This window comes from Nostoc linckia z4 (assembly GCF_002608075.1).
GTDB lineage: Bacteria > Cyanobacteriota > Cyanobacteriia > Cyanobacteriales > Nostocaceae > Nostoc > Nostoc linckia.
Map to the genome: position 1 here is coordinate 13,930 of NZ_LAHA01000076.1, position 25,470 is coordinate 39,399.

General features: G+C 40.9%; 15 protein-coding genes and 1 pseudogene. 7 read left to right on the plus strand and 9 right to left on the minus strand.

Features of this window, described 5'->3' with window-relative positions:
- Positions 1–132: 132 nt before the first annotated feature.
- Positions 133–2,349 (plus strand): CHASE2 domain-containing protein, encoded by a 2,217-nt coding sequence (locus VF06_RS34430; RefSeq protein WP_180267606.1) that lies wholly within the window; start codon positions 133–135, stop codon positions 2,347–2,349.
- A 196-nt stretch (positions 2,350–2,545) separates the two neighbouring features.
- Here the strand turns inward: VF06_RS34430 and VF06_RS34440 are convergent, their stop codons facing one another.
- Entirely contained in the window at positions 2,546–3,880 is a 1,335-nt protein-coding gene (locus VF06_RS34440) for a hypothetical protein (RefSeq protein ID WP_099071988.1), read from the minus strand.
- A gap of 755 nt (positions 3,881–4,635) precedes the next feature.
- Between VF06_RS34440 and groES the strand changes: the two genes are divergently transcribed.
- The 3 genes from groES to ppsA all read left to right on the plus strand — a co-directional run bounded on the left by groES (position 4,636) and on the right by ppsA (position 9,497).
- Positions 4,636–4,947, plus strand: a complete 312-nt coding sequence (gene groES / locus VF06_RS34445) for a co-chaperone GroES (protein WP_099071987.1) — start codon at positions 4,636–4,638, stop codon at positions 4,945–4,947.
- Positions 4,948–5,080: 133 nt separating this feature from the next.
- Entirely contained in the window at positions 5,081–6,718 is a 1,638-nt protein-coding gene (gene groL, locus VF06_RS34450) for a chaperonin GroEL (RefSeq protein ID WP_099071986.1), read from the plus strand.
- 340 nt (positions 6,719–7,058) lie between these two features.
- Entirely contained in the window at positions 7,059–9,497 is a 2,439-nt protein-coding gene (gene ppsA, locus VF06_RS34460) for a phosphoenolpyruvate synthase (RefSeq protein WP_099069947.1), read from the plus strand.
- Between the two features lie 611 nt (positions 9,498–10,108).
- Here the strand turns inward: ppsA and VF06_RS34465 are convergent.
- Together VF06_RS34465 and nifJ are read right to left on the minus strand one after the other, a co-directional pair.
- The gene (locus tag VF06_RS34465; protein WP_099069948.1) at positions 10,109–11,140 is read right to left on the minus strand and encodes a dihydroorotate dehydrogenase-like protein; all 1,032 of its coding nucleotides are present in this window, start codon (positions 11,138–11,140) and stop codon (positions 10,109–10,111) included.
- Between the two features lie 184 nt (positions 11,141–11,324).
- Complete coding sequence (gene nifJ / locus VF06_RS34470; protein WP_099069949.1) at positions 11,325–14,876, minus strand: pyruvate:ferredoxin (flavodoxin) oxidoreductase; 3,552 nt, start codon at positions 14,874–14,876, stop codon at positions 11,325–11,327.
- A 304-nt stretch (positions 14,877–15,180) separates the two neighbouring features.
- Between nifJ and VF06_RS34475 the strand changes: the two genes are divergently transcribed.
- Positions 15,181–15,459, plus strand: a complete 279-nt coding sequence (locus tag VF06_RS34475) for a Precorrin-3B methylase (RefSeq protein ID WP_099069950.1) — start codon at positions 15,181–15,183, stop codon at positions 15,457–15,459.
- A gap of 84 nt (positions 15,460–15,543) precedes the next feature.
- Here VF06_RS34475 and VF06_RS34480 read toward each other — a convergent pair whose 3' ends face one another.
- Positions 15,544–16,023, minus strand: coding sequence for a DUF3592 domain-containing protein (locus VF06_RS34480; protein WP_244918218.1), 480 nt, complete (start codon positions 16,021–16,023; stop codon positions 15,544–15,546).
- A 161-nt stretch (positions 16,024–16,184) separates the two neighbouring features.
- Here VF06_RS34480 and VF06_RS34485 point away from each other — a divergent pair, with 161 nt between their 5' ends.
- Positions 16,185–18,431 carry a glycoside hydrolase family 10-like protein gene (locus VF06_RS34485; protein ID WP_099069951.1) on the plus strand — a complete coding sequence of 749 codons (2,247 nt, stop codon included), beginning with the start codon at positions 16,185–16,187 and terminating at the stop codon, positions 18,429–18,431.
- 869 nt (positions 18,432–19,300) lie between these two features.
- Here VF06_RS34485 and VF06_RS34490 read toward each other — a convergent pair.
- Positions 19,301–19,798, minus strand: a complete 498-nt coding sequence (locus VF06_RS34490; RefSeq protein ID WP_242062018.1) for a GNAT family N-acetyltransferase — start codon at positions 19,796–19,798, stop codon at positions 19,301–19,303.
- 173 nt (positions 19,799–19,971) lie between these two features.
- On the opposite strand from VF06_RS34490, the gene VF06_RS34495 reads away from it, so the two are divergent.
- Positions 19,972–20,961 (plus strand): DUF1350 family protein, encoded by a 990-nt coding sequence (locus VF06_RS34495; protein ID WP_099069953.1) that lies wholly within the window; start codon positions 19,972–19,974, stop codon positions 20,959–20,961.
- 278 nt (positions 20,962–21,239) lie between these two features.
- Here VF06_RS34495 and VF06_RS34505 read toward each other — a convergent pair.
- From VF06_RS34505 to VF06_RS34520, 4 genes and pseudogenes are all read right to left on the minus strand, one after another.
- Positions 21,240–21,626 (minus strand): annotated as a pseudogene (locus VF06_RS34505) (four helix bundle protein).
- Between the two features lie 89 nt (positions 21,627–21,715).
- Positions 21,716–22,735 (minus strand): sensor domain-containing diguanylate cyclase, encoded by a 1,020-nt coding sequence (locus tag VF06_RS34510; protein WP_180267662.1) that lies wholly within the window; start codon positions 22,733–22,735, stop codon positions 21,716–21,718.
- Positions 22,736–23,388: 653 nt separating this feature from the next.
- Positions 23,389–23,637 carry a DUF6737 family protein gene (locus VF06_RS34515; RefSeq protein WP_099069956.1) on the minus strand — a complete coding sequence of 83 codons (249 nt, stop codon included), beginning with the start codon at positions 23,635–23,637 and terminating at the stop codon, positions 23,389–23,391.
- Positions 23,638–23,710: 73 nt separating this feature from the next.
- On the minus strand, positions 23,711–25,330 hold the full coding sequence (locus VF06_RS34520) for a cyclic peptide export ABC transporter (protein ID WP_099069957.1): 1,620 nt from the start codon (positions 25,328–25,330) through the stop codon (positions 23,711–23,713).
- Between the last annotated feature and the right edge of the window lie 140 nt (positions 25,331–25,470).

Below are 25,470 nucleotides of genomic sequence, written 5' to 3' on the forward strand. Positions count from 1 at the left end.
GATTGGTGATTGGTGACTGATGACTGATGCTCAGGAGTTAAGAATTATTCTCCTTGTCTCCCTTGTCTCTCTTGTCTCCCTTGTCTCCCTCATCCTCCTCATCCCCCCTACCCCACCTTCTACTCAATAATTATGTGGAAAAATCTGAAACCGCGAATTTGGCAATGGCGGGGTGTTTTATTTGCAGTTCCTAATATTACAATTCTGGTGATTGGATTACGGTTAACTGGATTACTGCAATTATTAGAATTGGCTGCACTGGATCAATTTTTTCTCCTCCGTCCACCAGAGTCAGTTGATACTCGTATTGTGATAGTTGAAATTAATGAGTCAGATATCCGCAAGCAAGGACAGTGGCCAATGACGGATGCGGCGCTTGCTAGTGTGTTAGAGAATATTAAACAACAACAACCGAGAGCGATCGGTTTAGATATTTATCGCGATTTACCTGTAAATCCCGGTCATCAAGCTTTAGTTAAAGTGTTTGAATCTACTCCAAATTTGATTGGCGTACAAAAAATTTCTGATAGTTTTGATAGTTCTTCGGTGGATGCATCTCCAGTTCTCAAACAACGCCATCAAATTGGAGCAAATGATTTGCCTTTAGATGGAGATGGAAAAATTCGTCGAGGTTTGCTTTACCTAAATTTAAAGAACGATGATGTTCTGGAAAGTTTTGCTTTGAAATTAGCTTTATTGTACTTAAAACCTGAAGGTATTATTCCCAAGCCAGCAGCAAATAATTCTAATTTTTTGCAGTTAAATCGCGGTGTTTTCCCGATTTTTGAAGCCAATGATGGAGGTTATGTGCGAGCGGATGCAGGAAGTTATCAAGTACTTTTAAATTATCGAGGAAGAATACAACAATTTCTCAAAATTTCTCTGACAGATGTACAAAACAAACGCATTCCAAAAGACTTGATGCGGGGTAAGGTAGTATTAATTGGGGCAACGGCGGAAAGTTTAAAAGATTTATTCTATACCCCTTATAGCAGCAATGTACTTACTGAGCCAGAACGTATGGCAGGTATTACAATTCATGCTAATTTAATTAGTCAAATTTTAAGTGCGGCTTTGGATGGTCGTCCAGAAATTAAGACTTTACCGGAACCCATAGAATGGCTATTGATTTTTTGTTGGTCAACCATTGGCGCGATTTTGTGTTGGGTACAACGTCACAGCAATAACCAGAAAATTTTTCTAGTTGTGGGTCTGGCGGCTGGCGGTTTATTAGTTGGTAGCTTTTTGGCATTTCTTTGTAGTTGGTGGATTCCCGTTGTTCCTTCAGTGTTGGCATTAGGAGGTTCTGCCATTGCAGTGACTCAGTATATCGCCCAAGGTTCTGCCCAAATGCGAAAAACTCTTGGTCGTTATCTCACTGATGAAATAGTCGCTAATATTCTGGAAACTCCTTCTGGGTTAAAACTAGGAGGAGAACGTAGAAAAGTTACTGTTTTGGTGTCTGATTTAAGAGGATTTTCCGCTATTTCTGAACAATTACCGCCTGAGGAAGTAGTGAGAATTCTCAATCTTTATCTAGGAACAATGACGGATGTAATTAATCAGTACAAAGGTACGATTAATGAGTTTATGGGCGATGGAATTTTTGTCATATTTGGTGCGCCAATTCGTCGCCAAGATGATTCCCAAAGAGCCATCGCCTGTGCTATTGCCATGCAATTAGCGATGGAACAAGTTAACAAACAAAATCAACAAATGAATTTTCCCATCTTGGAAATGGGAATCGGAATTAATACAGGGGAAGTTGTCGCAGGAAATATTGGTTCTCAAAAACGCGCTCAATACACAGTTATCGGCAGTCATGTAAATTTAGCTGCCCGAATTGAAACTTATACAGTGGGCGGACAAATTTTGATTTCCGAAAATACCTCTGAAGATGCCAAAATTGACCTCAAAATTGCTGGAGATTTACAAATAAAACCTAAAGGCATCAAAGACCCAGTGACAATTTTTGATATTCGTGGAATTGGCGGTGAATATAACTTGTTCTTACCTGAAGATGATGAAGCAATGGTCAGCTTAAATCAGGAATTGCCTGTAGAATACAGCATTTTACAAGGAAAGCAAGCAGGTGGAACAGTATTTACAGGAGCTTTAGTTTGTCTTTCAGAAAAAGCAGCGCAATTACAATCTTTACATTCCTTAGAACCCTTAAGTAATCTCAAACTCAAATTATTAATTGAAGCAGAATCAACTACAGAAGAAGAACATATTTATGCCAAGGTAATAAAACAAATTGATGTTGAAAACCAGCTTTTTTTGATTCGGTTTACAGCCATTCCTCCAAAAGCGATCGCACTTCTTAATTCACTCCGTCAATTTGCTTGATGTTACAGTAATTTTTAGGTAAATAAACCACTTTGTAAGAGCATGAATTCTGAATTCTGACTCCTGAATTCTGAGTTCTGAATTCTGACTCCTGAATTCTGAATTCTGACTCCTGAATTCTGAGTTCTGAATTCTGACTCCTGAATTCTGAGTTCTGAATTCTGACTCCTGACTCCTGAATTCTGAGTTCTGACTCCTAACTTCTTTGAAAACCCTTGGCTGGCTTTTGCTGTCCTTTATTCTTCGGCTTAGATTTATTCACTTCTCCTAAAGCTTCTTGAAATAAATTGTGCAGATGTATAGGAACACTGGCAATTTCTGGTAACTCTGGCTCAATGGGTTTATTGAATTCTTGCAAAACAGTATCTAAATCACTTTCAAGGTGAAACTCTGGACGTTCTAGAATTGTTTGCAAAACATTTTCTAATTGAGTTGGATATTGTTGTGCTAATCGATGCCAAACAAAGGCATTAATACTTTTATCTTCAAGGTAGAAGCGAATTAGTTTGTGGGCACCTTCAACACTTTGCCAATCCTGCGCTGATAAAATGGTTTGTACCTTAGTATATGTAGGTAAAAACATTTGCCCCCAACGGGGATGAGAAAGAGCCGTCACCTGTTCTGCTTTCTTGAGTTCAGGCGGTAAATCCACTTTGGGCATCACCATTTTGTTATTGCCCTTTTTGTTGTTAAATATCTGAGAAACTGCGTTGGAATCAGCCCCCAATTCTGCTGCTGCTGCTTTGATTTCTTCATCGTCAATCCCGGCTGCTTCTGCCACTTCTGCCAGAGATTTAGAAGTATCGATTCCCGCTGCTGCCAATGTTTTCTCTGTAATGATTTCTTGAAACTCAGCTATTTTTTTATTCAGTTGGTAACCTGGTAATGTAATTTCATCAGTACCAAAAAAATCGATAAATTGCTGATGATATTGTGCTACCGATCGCCAAGCTTCTTCTAGCAATTCCGGAGCATCGCTATAAAGATGACTTTTATAATTTTCTTTGAAATTACCAATTGCTACAGCAAGTTTTGGTTTACCCAATTTACCCATGAGTGTGTAAGGGCCAGAAAATATCCAATAGCTATCGGTAACAGGAGAAATACGGGTTAGTAAAATTTCTCCGACTTTCAAACGAGATATTGTTTGTAATATTTGAGGATTATTTGGCTTGACAATATAGCGTTTATCTGTTAACCAGTTGGTTAATTCAAAGCCATCAGGTAGGATATTACTAATGGCAAATAAGCCAATAAAACTACGATGCCAACTGTCGATTAAGTTGCGATCGCTTTCGTCTAAATCTGGATGACTTTGGATAAACAACTCTAATGGTGAGTGTTCGCCGACTTTTCCTTCTGTGATAAAGCTATCGATGATTAAGTCCTGCTGAGTACTATCGCCACTACCACGGCGCAACTGTGCGGCTGCGTAAGTTTCCAGTGCTTGTGCGAGTTCGCCTTCTGCGTCGAGGACAAAATCAACTAAGGCTTGCTTTAATTCGTGCGATCGTTCTAATATACCATCCACAAGTCAATCTCTCGGTGCAATACATACAGGACTAAGGCAAAATTGCCAAAAAGCTTAATTTATGCAAACGCATAGTCCTAAGATAGTAGATTACAACTTTTAATCAAATTAAAACATCTAGCAAGAGCTAGATTTACAGCAAATTGCAACAACCCTCAGGTACAGATAATTCTCCCCTTGATGTCTATAGGTAGCTATTTTCAGACTTACGCCCCGATACCAAAAATCGGCGTTGCTAAATAATCAGATGATTAAACTTCTAAGAGAAGTGGGGAAAAGGTGAGCCAGCGCGGTCTTGGGGGTTTCCCCCATGAGCGACTAGCGAACCCCGAAGGGGTTAATGGTTCGACAAGCTCACCAACCGGGGAAAGGGAAAATACCAAACCTTTCCCCCTTTCCCCTTTTCCCGACTTCTCTTAGAAGTCTACTCAACACTACTTTCAACCTCACAACACGTTTCTAACTTCAGCATTTCCACCCTGCTTGATTTTTAGAAAACTATGTGACATCATGCTTAATGTAATTAAATACGGTAACTCGATAGGTTTATCGGACTTTAGTTATTGATTACCAATGATTTCTAACTTTGGTAATCACATATTGTATTGCTTTCATCACAGTAGTTTCATCAAAAAACTGCCTAAGCTGAGTTTTTGATTGGAGAAACGTAAGGCGTGATGAATTATCTTGGCAATCACTGAAATTTTGGTTAAGTAACCTGTTGACCTTAAGAAAGTTAGTTTGGAGGGTTTTGTATGGCAGCCATAACCTTGAGTGTATCTACTGTTAAGCCTCTGGGCGATCGCGTTTTCATCAAGGTCAGTGAGTCTGAAGAGAAAACAGCTGGTGGGATTCTTCTCCCTGATAGTGCCAAAGAAAAACCGCAGGTGGGTGAAATTGTCGCAGTAGGTTCTGGGAAGCGCAACGATGACGGTACTCGCCAAAGCATTGATATTGCTGTTGGTGACAAAGTTCTTTATTCCAAGTATGCAGGTACCGACATCAAACTTGGTACTGAAGAATATGTTCTATTGTCTGAGAAAGACATCTTAGCAATTGTTTCCTAAAACCTTGCAAAATCCAACAGACCCATTGCTCATAGAACTGCAATCAAAAACAGGTAACTGTTTATCCCTGGCTATTCCCTTGTTTCTTGTAACCTAACGACTTAAACACTTTATAGAGAGAAATTGAATCACTATGGCAAAGCGCATCATTTACAACGAAAATGCTCGTCGTGCTTTGGAAAAAGGAATTGACATTCTAGCTGAAGCAGTAGCAGTGACTCTTGGCCCTAAAGGGCGTAACGTTGTTTTGGAAAAGAAATTTGGCGCTCCTCAAATTGTCAATGACGGAGTTACTATCGCCAAAGAAATTGAATTGGAAGACCATGTAGAAAATACGGGTGTGTCACTCATCCGTCAAGCCGCTTCCAAAACCAATGATGCTGCTGGAGACGGAACAACAACAGCAACCGTTTTGGCTCACGCCATTGTCAAAGAAGGATTGCGGAATGTCGCCGCCGGTGCAAATGCTATCCAACTCAAGCGTGGTATTGACAAAGCCACAGGTTTTTTAGTCAACAAAATCAAAGAACATGCGCGTCAGGTGGAAGACTCGAAAGCCATCGCTCAGGTTGCTAGCATCTCTGCGGGTAACGATGAAGTGGTGGGAGCTTTGATTGCAGAAGCTTTAGATAAAGTTGGTCGTGAAGGGGTGATTTCCCTAGAAGAAGGTAAATCAGTCACCACCGAACTAGAAGTTACAGAAGGATTAAACTTTGACAAGGGTTACATTTCCCCTTATTTCGCCACAGACACCGAGCGCTTAGAAGCTGTGCTGGATGAGCCATTCCTACTAATTACCGATAAAAAGATTGCTTTGGTACAAGACCTAGTACCCGTATTAGAACAGGTGGCCCGTGCAGGTCGTCCATTGTTGATTATTGCAGAAGACATTGAAAAAGAAGCCCTAGCAACCTTGGTGGTGAATCGCCTGCGGGGAGTACTGAATGTGGCGGCTGTGAAAGCGCCAGGATTTGGCGATCGCCGCAAGTCCATTTTAGAGGATATTGCCATTCTCACCGGTGGGCAGTTAATTACTGAAGATGCTGGTTTGAGGTTGGATGCTACCAAACTCGAACAACTGGGTAAAGCTCGTCGAATCACCATTACCAAAGATAGTACTACCCTCGTTGCCGAAGGCAATGAAGCAGCTGTAAAAGCCAGAGTAGAGCAAATCCGGCGGCAAATCGAAGAAACCGAATCTTCCTATGACAAAGAAAAACTCCAAGAACGTTTAGCGAAGTTATCCGGTGGAGTTGCAGTGGTGAAAGTGGGTGCTGCGACAGAAACCGAACTCAAAGACCGCAAACTGCGTTTAGAAGATGCCATTAACGCCACAAAAGCCGCTGTGGAAGAGGGCATTGTTCCCGGTGGTGGTACAACCCTGGCACATCTGGCCCCTGAACTAGAAAATTGGGCAAAATCTACCTTGGTGAATGAAGAGTTAACCGGAGCATTGATTGTATCCCGCGCCTTGACTGCGCCTTTGAAGCGGATAGCGGAAAATGCAGGTCAAAACGGTGCGATCATTGCCGAACGCGTCAAAGAGAAAGAATTTAATGTGGGCTACGACGCAACTACCGGGGAATTCGTAGATTTATTTGCAGCCGGCATTGTTGACCCCGCCAAGGTTACCCGTTCAGCCGTGCAAAACGCAGCTTCAATTGCAGGTATGGTGTTAACTACTGAAGCGATCGTAGTTGACAAACCAGAACCCAAAGATGCTGCTCCTGCTGCACCTGGTGGCGGCTTGGGCGGTGACTTTGATTACTAATAGTACGCCAAGGATAAAGGGGAAGGGGTAAAGGATAAAGGTTTTTTATTCATTCCCCTTTCCCCTTTTCCCTTTCCCCTTTCCCCTTTCCCCTTTCCCCTTTCCCCTTTCCCCTTTCCCCTTTTCCCTTTTCCCTTTACCCTTTCCCCTTTCCCCTTTCCCCTTTCCCCTTTCCCCTTATAACTTCGTTGTCTGTTGCATCACAGATAGGCTGATAACTTCACAACTTCCTCAAATTATCTTCCTATAACCAAAGGTGTGAGACTCAAGAGGGAGTCAAAAAGCAACACAAAGCCCTCTGGAGTAACAGTAGCGAGAATGCATTTAAGGAAAATTTCCCATGCTTGAAACATTTGTTACTCAAAAAACACCAAGTCAGGATTTAAAACAACAAGCCCTAGTACTACCACTAGATGCTGTTGGAATTGCAGATATCCCACTTGTGGGTGGTAAAAACGCTTCATTGGGAGAAATGATTCAACAGCTTGTACCTAAAGGCATCAAGATTCCTACAGGATTTGCTACTACAGCTTATGCTTATCACTACTTTATTTCTTCAGCGGGTTTAGAACCAAAATTACGGCAATTATTTGCAGATTTAAATATAGAAGATGTTAACAATCTCCATTCTATTGGCAAACAAGTACGGGCTTTAATGCTGCAAACTCCATTTCCATTAGAGTTACAGCAAGCGATTACCGAAGCTTATCAAGACCTAGAAAAACAATATGGCACTAATACCGATGTCGCAGTCCGTTCTAGCGCCACAGCAGAAGACTTACCCGATGCTAGCTTTGCGGGACAGCAAGAAACCTACCTCAATGTCCACGGGTTACAAGGTGTATTAGAAGCTTGTCACAAATGCTTTGCTTCAATTTATACTGACCGTGCTATTTCTTACCGCGAACTTAAGGGCTTTGACCACTTCAGTATAGCCCTCTCGGTAGGGGTACAAAAAATGGTGCGTTCTGATTTGGCAACATCTGGTGTGATGTTCTCCATCGATACTGAAACAGGGTTTCAAGATGTAGCATTAATTACCGCATCCTATGGTTTGGGAGAAAATGTAGTCCAGGGGGCTGTGAATCCAGATGAATATTTAGTATTTAAACCGACATTAAAACAGGGATATCAGCCCATTTTAGAAAAGCGTTTGGGTACAAAAGAAATCAAGATGGTCTACGATACTGGGGGATCGAAATTGACCAGAAATATACGTGTTGCGCCAAGCGATCGCCTAAAATATGCCCTTAGCGATGCAGAAATTTTACAATTAGCCCAAGCTTGTTGCTTAATTGAAGAACATTATTCACAAGTGCGCGGTGTCTACACACCAATGGACATCGAATGGGCAAAAGATGGCATTACAAATGAGCTTTTTATCGTTCAGGCGCGTCCAGAAACAGTACAATCTCAAAAATCGAAAAATATTCTCCGCACTTATCACTTACAACAAAAAGGTGAGGTGTTAGTTACAGGGCGGAGTGTGGGTGAAATGATTGCACAAGGTAAAGCCAAAGTGATTTTGAATGTGCAGCAAATTAACCAGTTTCAACCAGGAGATGTGCTAGTGACAAATCGCACCGATCCTGATTGGGAACCAATCATGAAACGTGCTAGCGCAATTGTCACCAACCAAGGCGGCCGTACTTGTCATAGTGCAATTATCGCCAGAGAAATAGGTATTCCGGCCATAGTTGGTTGTGGTAATGCAACTACTGTATTGAAAACAGGACAAGAAATTACTGTTTCTTGTGCTGAAGGTGAAACTGGCAGAATTTACCAAGGTTTATTATCCTATGAAATACAAGAATTAGCATTAGAAAATTTGCCCCAGGTTCCTACTCAAATTATGATGAATGTGGGTAATCCAGAAGAAGCATTGAGTTATGCTGCTATCCCCAATGATGGTGTGGGATTAGCCCGGATGGAATTTATTATTGCTAATCATATTAAGACACATCCATTAGCGTTAATTCATTTTCATGAGTTAGAAGATGAATTTGTTAAATCTCAAATTGCCGAATTAACTGTTCAATACGAAGATAAAACCGCCTACTTTATCGATAAACTAGCTCAAGGTATTGGTACGATCGCAGCTGCTTTTTATCCGAAACCTGTAATTGTGCGCCTATCAGATTTCAAGACTAACGAATATGCTAACCTGTTGGGCGGTAAGCCCTTTGAACCCCAAGAAGAAAACCCGATGTTGGGATGGCGCGGTGCTTCTCGCTACTACGATGAACGCTATCGTCAAGGCTTTGCTTTGGAATGTTTAGCGATGAAAAATGTGCGCGATCGCATGGGTTTAACTAATGTCATTTTAATGGTGCCATTTTGTCGCACTCCCCAAGAAGGTAGGCGCGTGTTAGCAGAAATGGCAAAACATGGTTTAGTGCAGGGAGAAAACGGTTTACAAGTTTATGTGATGTGCGAATTGCCTAGTAATGTGCAATTGGCAGATGAATTTTGTGAAATCTTTGATGGTTTTTCAATTGGCTCCAATGACCTGACACAATTAACATTAGGAGTAGATAGAGATTCAGAATTAGTAGCCCATTTATTTGATGAACGCAATGAAGCTGTAAAGTTAATGATTGCCAAAGCCATAGCTACAATTAAAAAGCACGGACGCAAAATTGGTATTTGCGGCCAAGCACCCAGTGATTATCCAGAATTTGCTGAATTTTTGATTCAACAAGGTATTGATTCCATCAGCCTTAATCCTGATTCTGTACTCAAAACTCTTTTAGAAATAGCAAGTACAGAAATCAGTTAATGTCAGTTAAATCGATTCTAAAAATTCATTTTTAAAACCTTTCTCTGAACTGGGGAGAGGTTTTAAAAAATAAACCTAATTTCAAAACTTTATAAAATATAGTTAGTTAAAATGCTGAAAAACATAGCAAATTAGCCATTAGTATTTGCGGACAAGCATCCAGTAACTATCCAGAACGCCCAGCCGAAAAAATTGAATAATTAGGACATCAACTGATAGTCAAAATCCAGCACCACAAGAGCAGTAAATTCCCTAAATTAACTAATGGGCGTGAGAAAATTTTTCAGTATTTCAACTGATTCCATCAGTAGATAGCAAAGGTACTAATTGTAGGGTATTCAAGTGCCATGAGTGGGGAAAACAACTTCCCACTTTTTTACCCTCAATTTAGTTAAACTATGAAACTTACATTGATTAAAACACCACATGTAGTCATCGGCTTTCTCATAGTGGCGAATTACGTACTATTCACTATGTTGCTCAAGTATTTGGATAGTATAACAATTCTATTTGAATCGTGAAAAATTTCTGTGGTGGTTGTTGACTGTTGACAGTTGAGTGTTAACACTACACCACCATCACTGATTTATGCCGAGCTACTTATAAAATTTTTAACCAAAGTAATATGATGTGTCGTGAGTGGCTGTCCATTCAGGTTTATAGGTGGTAAGAGACCTCATATATTGGGCACGTTCAAAAGCACTGGGATTTGGGCAATGCTTTTGACTCATACTTCCTTGCATTTGCTTTATCGATTCGTATTCGTGTTTTTGCATCCATTCGCGTATTTCCTGCTCAATAACTCGAATGTGGTTAATTCCATGTCGCAGTAATACCGAGCAAAGCATGGTAATCTTGGCACCAGCCATGAGCATTTTTAACACATCTTGACCTCTATGAATGCCGCTTGTTGCCGCTAAATCAGTATGAATGCGGCCATAGAGAATCGCAATCCATCGTAGAGGTAAGCGCATGGATTGTGGTGTACTTAGTAATACATTTGGTTCAACTTCTAGCAGATTAAGATTAATATCTGGTTGATAAAAACGGTTAAACAAAACTAAAGCATTAGCGCCAGCCTTATCTAAACGTTTTGCCATATTTGCCATATTGGTGAAGTATGGACTGAGTTTCACTGCTACGGGGATAGTTACTACTGCTTTGACTGCACGAAGAATATCAATATAAGTTTGTTCAATTTCATTACTTGTTAAGTCTACATCAGTAGGAACATAGTAAATATTTAATTCCAGTGCGTCTGCTCCTGCTTGTTGAATTTGTTTGGCATAGTTTGTCCATCCACCAACGGATGAGCCATTGAGACTAGCAATAATTGGAATCTTTACCTTTTGTTTGGTTTCATAAATATGCTCTAAATAAGTTTTTGACCCTACCCGAAAGTTCATTGAATCAGGAAAATAAGTTAAGGCTTCAGAAAAACTTTCAGTTCCTTGGGTGAGGTGATGATGAAGTTCATAACTTTCTAGGCGTAACTGTTCTTCAAATAGTGAATGCATGACTACTGCTGCTGCACCAGCATCTTCCATACGTTGGATGTTATCAATATCTTCAGATAAAGGAGATGCAGAAGGAACCAAAGGCGATTGCAATTTCATCCCCATATAAGTTGTAGTTAAATCCATGATGATTCCTCCTGTTTTTCAGTTTAGTTTTTTCTTGCCCTTGTTTCCTGACTCCACAAATAAACTTTATTAACCTCAAGGGTATTTTCATATCGTCAAATTCTCTATTTTTATTTATTGAACAAGGAAATTTTTTAATATTCTGCTCAGATATAAATACAGATTTCAATCTCCCCAATTTTTTTTAATAAGTTTTTGTTGCCAAATATTGATAGATTTGCCAACGTTTTTTGACATCTATTTGAGCTTCTTGGAGTAACTGTTGTGCTACCTCTTGGTTACTTTGAGTTAACATTTTGAATCGACTTTCTAAATACATATATTGTTCTAGCGGTAACTTTGGTGCGTGGGAATCAATTTGCAGGGGATTTTCTCCTTGCTTAATCCGATGTGGATTAAATCGATACAGTAACCATTGACAGGAATCAACAGCAGCTTTTTGATTTTGCATTGCTGTACTCATATTGATTCCGTGGGCAATACAATGACTGTAGGCAATAATTAATGATGTTCCTGGATAAGCTTCGGCTTCTAAAAATGCTTTGAGGGTATGTTCGTCGCGAGCGCCCATTGCTACACTTGCAATATAAACATTGCCGTAAGTCATGGCCATTAAACCCAAGTCTTTTTTGAGTGCAGTTTTACCCCCAGTGGCAAATTTGGCTACAGCTGCTTTGGGTGTAGCTTTGGACATTTGTCCGCCGGTGTTGGAATAAACTTCAGTATCGAGAATCAAAATATTGACGTTGCGTCCACTGGCTAAGACGTGATCTAGTCCTCCAAAGCCGATATCATAACCCCAGCCATCACCACCAATAATCCAGACACTCTTTTTCACTAAATAATCAGCAATCAATTTGAGATTTTGAATTTTTGATTTTACATTGGGTTCTGTTTTTAGAGTTAATATTTCATCTAACTTTTGTTTTAACAGTGCTACTTTTTCTCGCTGTTCCCAAATATCAGCTTCATCTTTTTGTTCGGCATTGAGGATACTATTTACTAGGTTTTCACCCACATCTGTTGTTAGTTGTTTGAGTAATTCGGCGGCGAATTGTGCTTGTTTATCAATGGAAATCCGAAAACCAAGACCAAATTCCGCGTTATCTTCAAATAGGGAATTCGACCAAGCAGGGCCGCGTCCTTCGCTATTGTATGTCCAGGGGGTGGTGGGTAAATTCCCGCCATAAATGGAAGAACAACCAGTGGCGTTGGCAACAATCATGCGATCGCCAAACAATTGTGTTGCTAATTTAATATAAGGTGTCTCCCCACAACCAGCACAAGCCCCAGAAAATTCAAACAATGGTTCTTGCATTTGCTGTTGGTTAATATGAGTCAGCTTTAAATGGCTTCTATCGGGATTGGGAATACTTAAAAAGAAATCCCAATTTTCCCGTTCTTGTTCGCGTAATGGTCTTTGTGGTGCCATATTGATGGCTTTACGACGTAGTTCTGATTTATTCTTTGCCGGACACACATCTACGCAAATACCGCAACCAGTACAATCTTCTGCTGCCACTTGGATAGTGTATTTTAAACCTTGCCAGTCATGGTCTTTAGCATTAGCACTTTTAAATGTCGATGGTGCATTTTTTAATTGTTCTGGTTCGTAAACTTTACTACGGATAACACTGTGGGGGCATACCATGACGCATTTACCACATTGAATGCAGACATCTGTGTCCCAAACAGGTATTTCTTGAGCAATGTTACGCTTTTCCCATTTTGCCGTACCGGTGGGATAAGTACCGTCTGCTGGTAAAGCACTAACTGGTAGTTCGTCGCCTTCACGGCAAATGATTTTATTGAGGATGGGGAAGGGGGAGGAGGTAGTGCGTTGGGGAGTGGACAGGGGAGAGTGGAGAATAGGGAGTGGATAAAGGTTTTCTAAGGTGGTATCTACGGCTTTGAGGTTCATTTGTACGATTTCATCGCCTTTTTTACCGTAAGTCTTGCGGATGGAGTTTTTGATTTTGGCGATCGCTTCTTCCCGTGGTAATACACCCGATAAGGCGAAGAAACACACTTGCATGACTGTGTTAATTCTCCCTGCCATGCCTGCTTCACGGGCGACTTTATAGGCATTAATTACATAAAATTTCAGATGTTTTTCAATAATTTGCTCTTGGATTGATGGCGGCAGTCGTTCCCAAATTTCATCATTTGCGTAGGGAGAATTTAGTAAAAATGTTCCGTCTTGAATGATATCTTTGAGGATAGGAAATTTTTCGATGAATTCCCATTGATGGCAGGCAACAAAGTTAGCATGATGAATTAAATAAGTAGACCGAATTAATTGGGAACCAAAACGCAAATGAGAAACTGTAACTGACCCTGATTTTTTAGAGTCATATACAAAATATCCTTGGGCATAATTATCTGTTTCTTCACCAATAATTTTGATAGATTTTTTATTAGCGCTCACTGTACCATCTGCACCCAAACCATAGAAAATAGCTTTGATGATGTTGTTTGGTTCAATGCTAAATTCCGGGTCATAATTCAAGCTGGTATGGGTGACATCATCGTTAATACCGATGGTAAAATGATTTTTGGGATGGGTGGTAGCCAGGTTATCAAAGACAGCTTTAATCATTCCTGGGGTGAATTCTTTAGAAGATAAACCATAACGACCACCAACAATGCATTGGAGATTTGGGATTTGAGATTTGGAATTAACTTCGTGAATAGCAGCAACTACATCTAAATATAATGGTTCGCCAGATGCGCCTGGTTCTTTGGTGCGGTCTAGAACAGCAATGGTACGGGTAGTTATTGGCAAAGCGGCGACAAAACGCACTGCATCAAATGGGCGATATAGTCGTACTTTTAAAACCCCTACTTTTTCGCCAGTGGCGTTAAGATAATCTACTGTTTCATGTACAGTCTCACAACCAGAACCCATCAGGACAATGACTCTTTCAGCTGTTGGGTCACCGTGGTATTCAAATAGTTGGTATTGTCGCCCAGTCATTTGGGCAAACTCATCCATAACTTTTTCGGTGATGTCTGCACAAGCTAAATAGTAAGGATTGACAGTTTCCCTTGCTTGGAAGTAAACATCGGGGTTTTGTGTTGTACCGCGCAAAACTGGTTTATCGGGGGTGAGGGCGCGTAAACGATGGGCGAATACTAATTCATCGGGAATGAATTCTCGCAAGTCATCGGCTGTTAAAGTTTCTATTTTGTTAATTTCGTGGGAGGTACGGAAGCCATCAAAAAAGTGCAGGAACGGTATTCGTGACTCTAAAGTTGCCCGTGTTGCCATTAAAGCAAAATCCTGCGCTTCTTGTACTGACGCAGCACACAACATCGCAAAACCGGTGCTACGCGCAGCCATAACATCACTGTGGTCGCCAAAAATTGAGAGGGCTTGTGTTGCTAGCGATCGCGCCGCAATATGAAAAACTGTAGGTGTAAGTTCTCCAGCAATTTTGTACATATTGGGGATCATTAACAATAATCCCTGGGATGCCGTAAATGTAGTTGTCAGCGAACCAGTTTGCAAAGCACCATGTACAGCGCCAGCCACACCAGCTTCACTCTGCATCTCCACCACCGAAGGAACAGTACCCCAAACATTACACTTTCCTTCACTAGCCCAAGCATCTGCCCATTCAGCCATCGGCGAAGAAGGAGTAATTGGATAAATGGCAATCACTTCATTGAGTTGATAGACGACTTGGGCAACAGCCTCATTCCCATCTATGGTTGCAAAGGTTCTCTTGTTCATCTTCTGACACCTGTAAAACTCTCTCAGCCGCACCAGTGACTAAACCACAGAGATTTTCTCAAAATAATTCCCTATGTCCCAAAATAATTAGGCGTATGTTGATAGAGTATTAGCATCGTTTTCCCTACAGCCTTTTCATTAACATGAATCTACTTTTCACACTAAGAAAAGAAGTTGAGAAACTTGTGAAGATTTCAAAGGTTGTACAAATAGGGACTTGGAAGTAAAAAATATTTCATTGTTGACTGCTGACGGTTCACACTCAACAATGGCATGATAAATTTATAGTCTTTGGCATTTGAGTATGAACAAGCAAGATACTCCACTGAGCAAAGATGAGCTGATTAAAGAAGTCTGTCGGCGGATTAGAGTCGCTCGCAGCTATTGGGATGCTCATAACAATGCCGCTTGTCGGGGCGAACGCGATCGCGCCTTAGCCCTTTACAATACCCTGAGCAAGGAACAAAAAGAACAAATTCCTCAAGTGTTGCGGGTGTGGTTGCGCTACCGTAGTGAAAAATACTTTGGCGCACACCGAACGCCACCAAAATCACCACGCAAATCAAAAAAGCCTAATTCTTAGTAATATCATGTACCTTTAAACACTTTTGAAGAAGAATTCAGAAGTCAGAATTCAGGAGTCAGAATAAAATTACTAAATTTCCGGTTACTCGCCAGAAGACCAGCGTACAGGCAAAAATGCGCCCAGGCTACAAACAACAGCTAATCCACCCATACCAAACATTGCCCAAGGTACTAAGCCTTCAAGCGAGTTCACTACACGCGCAGTCTTTATCGGTTGTTTAGGATCGTAACGTACCACGACTATCTTGCCGTTGCTGGAGCGGTAAGACTCATAACTACCTGTAAAGCGAGTGGGTTCACCGTTAGCTAGAAACTCGATAAGTGGTGCATAGGTTTCTTTTTCCTGATTGTTCTCACTGTTGCGCTCGCGACGACTGATGCTGTCCACCACAGTACCCCGTGTTTCTTTTAGCGTTGCAATTTCGTGCGCCACTATGTTACGCACCCAAAAACCGCCCCCAATGAACAGCAATCCAAGGAACAGCCCAATACCTGCGCTGAGTTTTTCGTCAAAAGTACTTTGGTGAGGTTTGAAATTCATCGATTTAACAATAACAGTCATCACTCAACAGTCATCATTTTTACTTATCTGGCACTACTAACCTGATAACTCCGTCAACTATGTTGCCGCTAAATTGCTGTATCAGTTTTCCTGGTATAGCGATTTAACATTTGTATGGAATCAAATGTAACCAATTAACCGACGTTGAGTAAATAAAAGTAATGAGAATTCACTTTTGGAGAAAAAACACAGAAATTAATGCGACTCTAAATAACTTATTATTTAAACCTGCAAACAAACGGATACTATTAAGTCTCAGCAAGTGGTTGAATCGGGCTTGGTGGCTTTTAAGAAAACGTCTGCTGCCATTATTATTCTGTCTAATATCATTCTTTGCAGTATTGCAACTCAACAGTTTTACTCCTGCTGTTGCCCAAATACCTCGTCAACAAATTCGAGGTGTGTGGCTAAGTGGTAACGATTTTAGTGTTTTCCGAAATCGCTCACAAGTGCAAGCTGCCATGAGCCAACTACGAAAGTTAAATTTTAATACTGTTTATCCCGTAGTCTGGAATGATGGTTATACACAATACCCCAGTGCCATTATGCAGAAAAAGGGTATTCCTTTTTTCTTTAAGGGAGCAGAGGGACAAGATGTCATTGCAGATATTATTAGCCAAGCGCGCAGCCAAGGGTTACTAGCAATACCCTGGTTTGAATTTGGTTTCATGGTTCCTTTAACTTCGGAACTTGCATCACAGCATCCAGATTGGTTGACACAAAAGCAAGATGGAACCCAAACTTCAATTAGTGCTGCGGGTGAAGTAGCTTGGTTGAATCCCTTTCACCCAGAAGTGCAAAACTTTATCCGCGAACTCGTGTTGGAAGTAATTACGAAATACAATCCTGATGGCGTTCAATTTGACGACCATACGAGTTTACCCGTAGATTTTGGTTACGATAAGTACACAATTGCTCTATATACTCAAGAAACTGGCAATCCTCCTCCATCGAATCCCCAAGCCCAAGCATGGATAAAATGGCGGGCAGATAAAATGAGTGCCTTTATGGTAGACCTCTACCAAAGTGTAAAAGCCGAAAAACCCAATGCTATCTTCTCTGTGGCTCCCAATTACTATGATTTTGCTTACAAGCTACAACTGCAAGACTGGCTCAACTGGGTTAGGTTGGGTATTGTCGATGAATTGGTTATGCAGGTGTATCGTAATGATTTAGAAAGTTTTATCGGTCAAATTACCCGCCCAGAAATTTTAGAAACTCAACAAGTAATCCCGACTGGTATCGGGATCATGGCGGGGTTACGAAATCGCCCAGTTTCCATAGCCCAAATCCAATCTCAGGTTGTAGCAGCCCAACAGCGCGGTTTAGGTATCGGCTTTTTCTACTACGAAAGTCTTTGGGATATCGCGCCTGAACCAGCAGCCCAACGTCAATCGGCATTTGCGGCTCTTTTTCCGAATCCAGCATTCCGCGATATCTCTCAAAACACACCCCGCAAGCCGACTTTTAACACCGTATCTTTGCCTTTGTATCCAAAACCTTCCTTGGGTCAACGGGGACGCGGTTATTTTCTGGAAGTAGCGATCGCCAATGGTCAACCAAAACGTGTTTTATTAGATACAGGCTCAGCAGGACTAAGAGTCCCCAAAGAGTTTTTAGGTAACGCTCCCATCCGCAGAACAGGCCAAAACATCAAGGAAGTATTAAGTGATGGTACTATCCTTGAAGGCGAATTAGTTTACACTAATGTCCGGTTTGGTTTAATTCCCGCCGCAGAACCCATTCCCGTACAGGTTGTTACCAGTCGCCAATGTACTGCCCAAAAACCCAATTGTTCGGCAAAAAGTGGCGCGCCATTTTCCGGTGTTATTGGTGTCAACTATTCTGAAAAGTCACTTCCTTATAACCCATTGAGAAAATTACCAGGTAATCTCAGTAACGGATATATTGTCATGGGAAATGGTGGTACTAACAAAAATGGCAGTCTTATTCTCGGTTTAACTCCTGAAAATCAAGCAGGTTTTAAAATGGCCTCTTGGAGTCAACAGCCGCAAATTAATGGCGTAGCTGGTAATCAATGGGACTCTCGACTGGGCAAAGTTTGTTTAACTCTGGCTGGAAGTTCTGCAAAAAATTCTTGTAATGCCATAGCGATCGCTGATACTGGAACTATTAATGCTTTCGCTGAATTCAAGTCAGCTTCCACAGCAGGAAAACTCAAACCAGGAGTACTGGCTTCAGCAAATACCGTGAAACTAGCAATAAATGGCATTTTTGATTACAGCCTGACACCAGGAAACCGTGACGGATTTAATCGCTGGAATTTGAATATCTCACCAAAATCACCAGTGAGTATATTTGTCAATCCTGGAATTGCATTTTTTGATAAATACGATGTCCTCTTTGACCAAGTGAATGGAAAACAAGGTTTTCGCACTCGGCGGTAAACCGATGCAACCTTAATATCAAGTTCGGATAGTCATGTCATGTCCGCTTGATTACTTATTAAACCTGAAAAACCCCACCCCTTAATCTAGTCCCCGAACTTCGGGGAGGGGAATCATAACTAATACCAATTTGAAAAAATAATGCAACACATAGACAAGACCCCTCCCCAACCCTCCCCTTGGCAAGGGGCTACGGTGTACACACAAGTACTATCTGTAAGGGTTTCAAGCCGTAAAGACCATTTTAACTGTCATTACGAGCGAAGCGTTCGCGAAGCGTCTCGTAGAGAAGTAATCGCATAATCCCGTGGTTTTTGCGATTGCTTCGTCGTTCCTCCTCGCAATGACAGGCTTTCGGAGCGATCCAACAGCTTAGGGATAGACGACGAAACCAAGTGTGAGGTGTAATTTCAAGACTTGTGNCACACAAGTACTATCTGTAAGGGTTTCAAGCCGTAAAGACCATTTTAACTGTCATTACGAGCGAAGCGTTCGCGAAGCGTCTCGTAGAGAAGTAATCGCATAATCCCGTGGTTTTTGCGATTGCTTCGTCGTTCCTCCTCGCAATGACAGGCTTTCGGAGCGATCCAACAGCTTAGGGATAGACGACGAAACCAAGTGTGAGGTGTAATTTCAAGACTTGTGTGTACACCGTAGTTGGCAAGGGGAGGGTGCCGTCAGGCGGGTGGGGTATCTGTCGCAAACATTTTTTGAATCGGTATAATTATGCGGACATGATATTACAGCAATTTTCAGGTAAATAGACCACGCGGTACGGGCGCAAAGCCTTGCGCCCCTACGACAGATGTGGTTCAAATAGATGAAAACTCCTGTAATCCAAAATCCAAAATCTAAAATCCAAAATTGCTCTAATGATGCCAATTTTCTCGACTAAGGCGATAAACAAAGCACTCATCTTCACCAAATCTTCGATGTTCGAGAAATTGAAAGCCAAGACGTTCATAAAAACGGTGGGCGCGAGTATTACTAGCCAGAGGATCGATAAGTATGGCCGTTACAGATGAGTCTGCAAAACATCGGCTAATTGCTAGCTGCATCATTTTTGTTCCGTAGCCTTTGCCCAAATCAGTTTCTTCTCCAATCCAAATGTCAATGGCGCGAATATCTTCGGCTACATCACCCCAATAGTGACTATCCTCACGTGCGGGATCGATGATCTGCATAAATCCGATGGGACGACCATCAATTTCAGCAATCAATTGCTCCCTCCAATCGGGAGTGCGTTCGAGTTCCACTTCCCAACCCCAGTCATCGTTAGGATCTGAGGAAATTATATGAGGTTTTTCATCCCAGTATCGTAACAAATCCAAATCAGCAGAGGTAGCAGGGCGTAGGTTAATCATCATCGTGTGCGGTTAAAGACTTATCATTGAGACCACCGGAAACGAGGAGTAAATTGTTGACTGTTGACTGTGAACCGTCAACAATCAACAATTTTAAGCCATCTATCAAAAAATCCGAAAAACAGCAATCTCAATTTGTAGATTCAGCATATACCTACAAATAAGTCAAGGATAATATGAGTCTAAAATTGAGATTTAAGCCGGTTTCCCACAGTTGGGTTGCTCTTCATCCACAACCTAAAGGGGTGATTCAATTTATTGCGGGGGCTTTCTTTGGTACGTTTTTTCCCATGTTTTTCTATCGGTATCTGCTGCAATCTTTATATGAGCAGGGATATACAATTATTATTCTGCCGTTTAATTTTACTTTTAATCATTATGTAGAAGCTGGCTTTCTCATGAGAGAGCAGTACGAAATTCTGCCAGAACTTGTGAGAATGGCAACTGTTGAAGGATACGACTATGAAGCTTATTTAGATGATAAAAACTTTTCTTGGATTGGGCATAGCCTTGGCTGTAAATATATCTCGCTATTAGAAGGATTTAGTGCTTTACCTCCACAACCTGAAGCTAGAGAAAAATTTCTTAGCAATTTACTATCTTCCACTGCGAATAAGTCAGAAATTGAAAGTGTAATCGCAGACATTAACACCCTTGTTGACGAGCTAAAATACAAAATTATAGAAGTCCAAAAATTAATTGATACTTATGTAGGTCGAAAAATTAAAATTAACAGCATCTTTATTAAAGGACAAGTTTCGATTTTATTAGCCCCTGCCATTACCAATACAGCTAGCGCCATTCGTCCGCAATTTCTAGCAGATATCATCGATAAACTGGGTTTTGGTGTCAAACCAACCATCGAACAAACTCAGAATTTAATCCAGGATAGTGAATTATTTAATATCATGGGTTTGGTTTGTTTTAAATCAGATAATATTGCTAAATCAACCTGTGATTGGTTTATTAACATTCTTCAAAAACCACCCCAAGAATTTCTAGAAAATCTGACAGGCGGACACTTAAAACCTCTAGGTATTCAATTAGGTAGTAACGTATTAAATTTCTTGGATCAACCTTTTGTTGAATCAGTTGAAAAACGCAATCAAGGATTTGAACAGCATGTAATTGAATTGTTGGAGAAACTGAAAGAAAAAGCAAAATGATGGGAATGGGGCATGGGGCATGGGGCATTGGGCATTGGGCATTGGGCATGGGGCATTGGGCATGGGGCATGGGGCATGGTGAAAGGGAAAGGAGTATGGTTCGACAAGCTCACCAACCGGGGGAAAGGTTAAATTTATCCCTTTACCCTTTACCCTTTACCCTTTCCCCTTTCCCCCTTCCCCTTTACCCTTTCCCCTTTCCCCTGGGAGCGATGCGAAAAAGTGAGATGCTTTCGTTTGGGCAGGGGGCAGGGGGCAGGGGGCAGGGAGACTAGAAATTAGTGTTTTATAAGCCAGGGAGATGGATTGTTGATTATAGTCACCAGAATGCCTAGAACTCGGTTGTAAACTCCATAAAGTTCTCTGCCTGTATCAACGTCTAAATAACCACATTTCACAGCAAATTTGAGCCAAGTCTGAGTTTATGCTGTTTCTGCTTCAGAATCATTCAATTTAGCGATAAAAGCTGCCTCATAACGACGCTTTCTCCATGCCTCGGCTAAATTAGCACAAACAGAGCGTGATGATCTACGAATTTGGTCAGTCAACGAATATCTTTCCTCTATGGGAAACTTCTTTGACAGTTCAAAGATTTTCATGGCGACATCAAATGCCATTTTGTATACTTCTAGATCTTCATGACTTTTGATTGGTTCTTTTTCCATGCCCCCTGCCCCCTGCTCTCCTGCTGTCTTTATGATGATCTCACAAAATCGCGTTACTCCCTTTCCCCTTTCCCCTTGCAGTATGTAAGTTACAAAAGAGATTGTCTCTTGAGACGTTTATGAGCGTACATTAACTCGTCAGATCTGGCGACGAGTTGTTCTAATGACATATTGGTTTCTGGTGAGTAACGCTGTATTCCCATACTCATGGAAATTTGATAGCTACGGTTTTGCCGTTGGTTGAAGTTGGCAATGTTTGTTTGCAAATGTATTTGGATATTTTCTGCGTCTTTGAAATAGCTGGAAATGAAAATAATAAACTCATCTCCACCTAAACGAGCAACAATATCGGACTTACGAAAACTTTGCTTGAGTAGTTGACCAGCATCGATAATTAAGGCATCACCGACATCGTGACCAAGGCTGTCATTAATCTGTTTTAGTCCGTCTAAATCGATGAAGATTACCCAGCATAGAAGTTTCATGCGGTGAGCAATTTTTAATTGTTGTTCTGCTAGTAGAAAAAAGCCACGCCGATTATGCAATCCTGTTAGTTCATCGGTTAGTGATAACTGTCTTCCTTCGATTTCTGCTTGTTTGCGGTTGTGAATTTCTTGGATGAGTTCCATTTGAGCGACAACCTGACGACTGAGGCGATATAAGGCGTCTAATTGTCGGTCATTTAACTGACGCGGAATCATATCGATGACACACAATGTCCCCACAGCAAATCCATTGGATGTAACTAGCGGTACACCAGCATAAAAACGAATTTTGGGATTATTTTTAACTAAAGGATTATTTGCAAAGCGCTCATCTTTAACGGCGTTGTTAACTACTAATATTTTCTGGGGTTGCAAAATCGTATGAGAGCAAAAAGCCCAATCTCTGGGTATTTCCCTAACTTTTAGTCCCACTTTGGATTTAATCCACAGGCGATCGCTATCAATTAAGCTAATTAAAGCAATTGGAGTCTTGCAAATGTAGGTAGCAAGAGCAGTCAGGTCATCAAATCCTTGTTCTGGGAGAGTATCGAGAATATTGTAATCCTCTAATGCTTTGAGCCTTTCTGCTTCATTTTCAGGTAAAGGAGCAGGTCGGGATTTCACTGATGAGGCTCTCAACTTTAGACAACAAAGTCCGCTGGGCTGAAAGTTTTGCAATAAACGCAGGATTCTTTCTCGAAGGTCAAACCTGCACCATAAAAACATCTCTGCAACGGAAATAAAAATTCGGTTGAATCTTGTACAGAGATATTCTATTGCATTATTATGTCTTTCATGCCTTCGGTCTGCTCTGTTGTTCATTTCACTCTAGCTTTGAATATGCAATTTCCCTGAATATGTAGATGCTTACAAGGTCTTGTGCCCAAAGCCAGGTTGAAAATGATTGATATCGGCTAAAAATTATCAAAACTTATAAAATTTTAAGAGTTCTTCGTCAAAGCTTGATATTTTGATTACTATAAACATGCGTAGACCCTGAAAAACCCCAAAGAGCCAAAGCTACGCTTTGTCTCCCCTCCCCGCAGGCTCTGAGGGGATTAAGGGGTGGGGTGCAATGGCTGTGGGAATCATGACTAATTTAGGACTTACGCAAAAATAACGTAATTGGGTCATTACGAGCGATAGCGTACTCCTACCCAGAAGCAAGCTACGCACAGCGTCTTGTAGAGAAGTAATACCCCCTGACGCTGGGATTGCTTCCCTACACTCCGTTACGGTCGCAATGACAATATCGGCGTTGCGTAAGTCCTAAACAATCAACAGTCAACACGTTCCGAATTGTTATAAGATTCTAAAATTCCACTACGAATAATTAGTTGCGGCCAAATTAATATAAAAAATCCCATCCAGGAGGCTATGGGGATGGAAACAAGAACTGTGAACCAGATAGTTTTAAATAATAACCAGCTACCAACAATTAGCGTCACACCAGTAAGAAGTATAGACCAGGGTTGACACCACCAAGGTTTGTAGTTCCAGGGATTGAGGGATTTTTGCTCAGACATTGATTTTATTTGGCAAATGTACAAATGTTAGGATTTGTTGACTGTTAACCGTCAACCGTCCACAGTCAACATTTTATTTTTTGTCATATTCTATTTGTCCGTAATCAAGTTTGATAATTCGGTCTGCTAAATGAAAATAGCGGTCGTCATGGCTAATTACTAAGACTGTTTTACCACGCGATCGCAGTTCTGGTAAAAGTTGAGTATAAAATATTTCTTTAAATATTGGATCTTGATCTGCTGCCCATTCATCGAATAGATAAATTGGTCTATCCTCTAAGTATGCTGTGAGTAGAGCTAAGCGTTTGCGTTGTCCTTGAGAAAGAGCAGTGGTAGAAAGTTGTCCATTTTCGACTTTTACTTTGTGGCCTAATTGCAGTTGTTTAATATATTTTGTCGCTTGAGTATCTAAATTGGCATTTTTTAACCCTAAAAGTTCGTCAAATAAATAAAAATCGGAAAATACCACAGAAAAATGTTGCCGATACCATTCGCGGTTTTCTTGATTAATTAATTCGTCATCAAACCAAATTTCGCCGTTAGCTGGAATATAAAGTCCAGTAATTAATTTTGCTAAGGTAGATTTACCGCTACCATTACCGCCAACAATAAAAATTAATTCCTGACGATACAACGTAATGTTGATGGGGCCGAAGATAAAGCTATTGTCTTCTTGATTTGTGTCATAGGTGTATGTGATATTGTTGAATTTTAATGTCTGCCAGGAAGTTTTCATGGCAGGTGGAATAGTAGCTACTTCCGAACGAGTAGCTAAAGATAAACCCAATGAATCTATTTTTTGTAAAGCAATACCCGCTTTGCTCAAAAGAGGAAGTTTGCTAATGATGTTATCCATTGGTAACATCAAGTAAGTAAAAGTCAAAATATATCCAGAAAGAGTTGTGGTATTAATAGATAATAAATGAGGTAGCACAAATAAAACAAAACCAATGGCAAAAAAGAAAATCAATTGACCCCAGCTAGAAGTGGTAGCAAAAAGAGTTAAACCCTTCACATTATGATGGCGAAATTCATTAGCAGTGCCTTGGAGTTTTTCTTCTAAAAAAACTTGACGGCGCAGATAATTAAGCTTCAGTTCCTTGATGCCTTCGGTAATGGTGCGAAAATGTTTAAACAGTCTGTCTTCATCATCACGAGCCAGAGCTAAAAATTTCCTACCTTCAGTTAATAGCCACTGGCAACTAGCGATCGCTACTATGGAAATAGCACAAACCATCACCAATACCAACCAAGAAAGCCAGGTGATATATGCTATGCAACCCACAACCATCGCTAAATTAATAAACAAAAAAGGCATTTGATAAACAGCATTAGCAACTGCTTGAATATCCTCAGTTAAAGTTGCCAATAATCTGGGGTTACCCAAATCTTCCAAATGACTCAACTCAGAACCCAGAATTCGCCTACTCAAATGCATTCGCAACTTTAAAACTGCATTTTGAGAAAGGCGAATCAGCATCACTTGGGAAATAATACTGGTAATCAATGCAATTATCGCCAAAAGAGCAAAACCCCAAGCGATAGATGTGAAACCCTCAGGACTACCACTACTAGCAGCACGGCTAATCAAAGCAATCAAACCAGCACTACTACCACCACTCAAGAATCCAGTAACGATGGCGATCGCTACCATACCCCAAGCAGAACGTAAAACAAAGTAAATCAAATTCATGATGATGGATGTCTATGCTAGATGCTTAGGGACTGGGGAAAGGGGAAAGGGGAAAGGGGAAAGGGTAAAGGGGAAAGGGGAAAGGGTAAAGGGGAAAGGGTAAAGGGGAAAGGGKAAAGGGGAAAGGGGAAAGGGTAAAG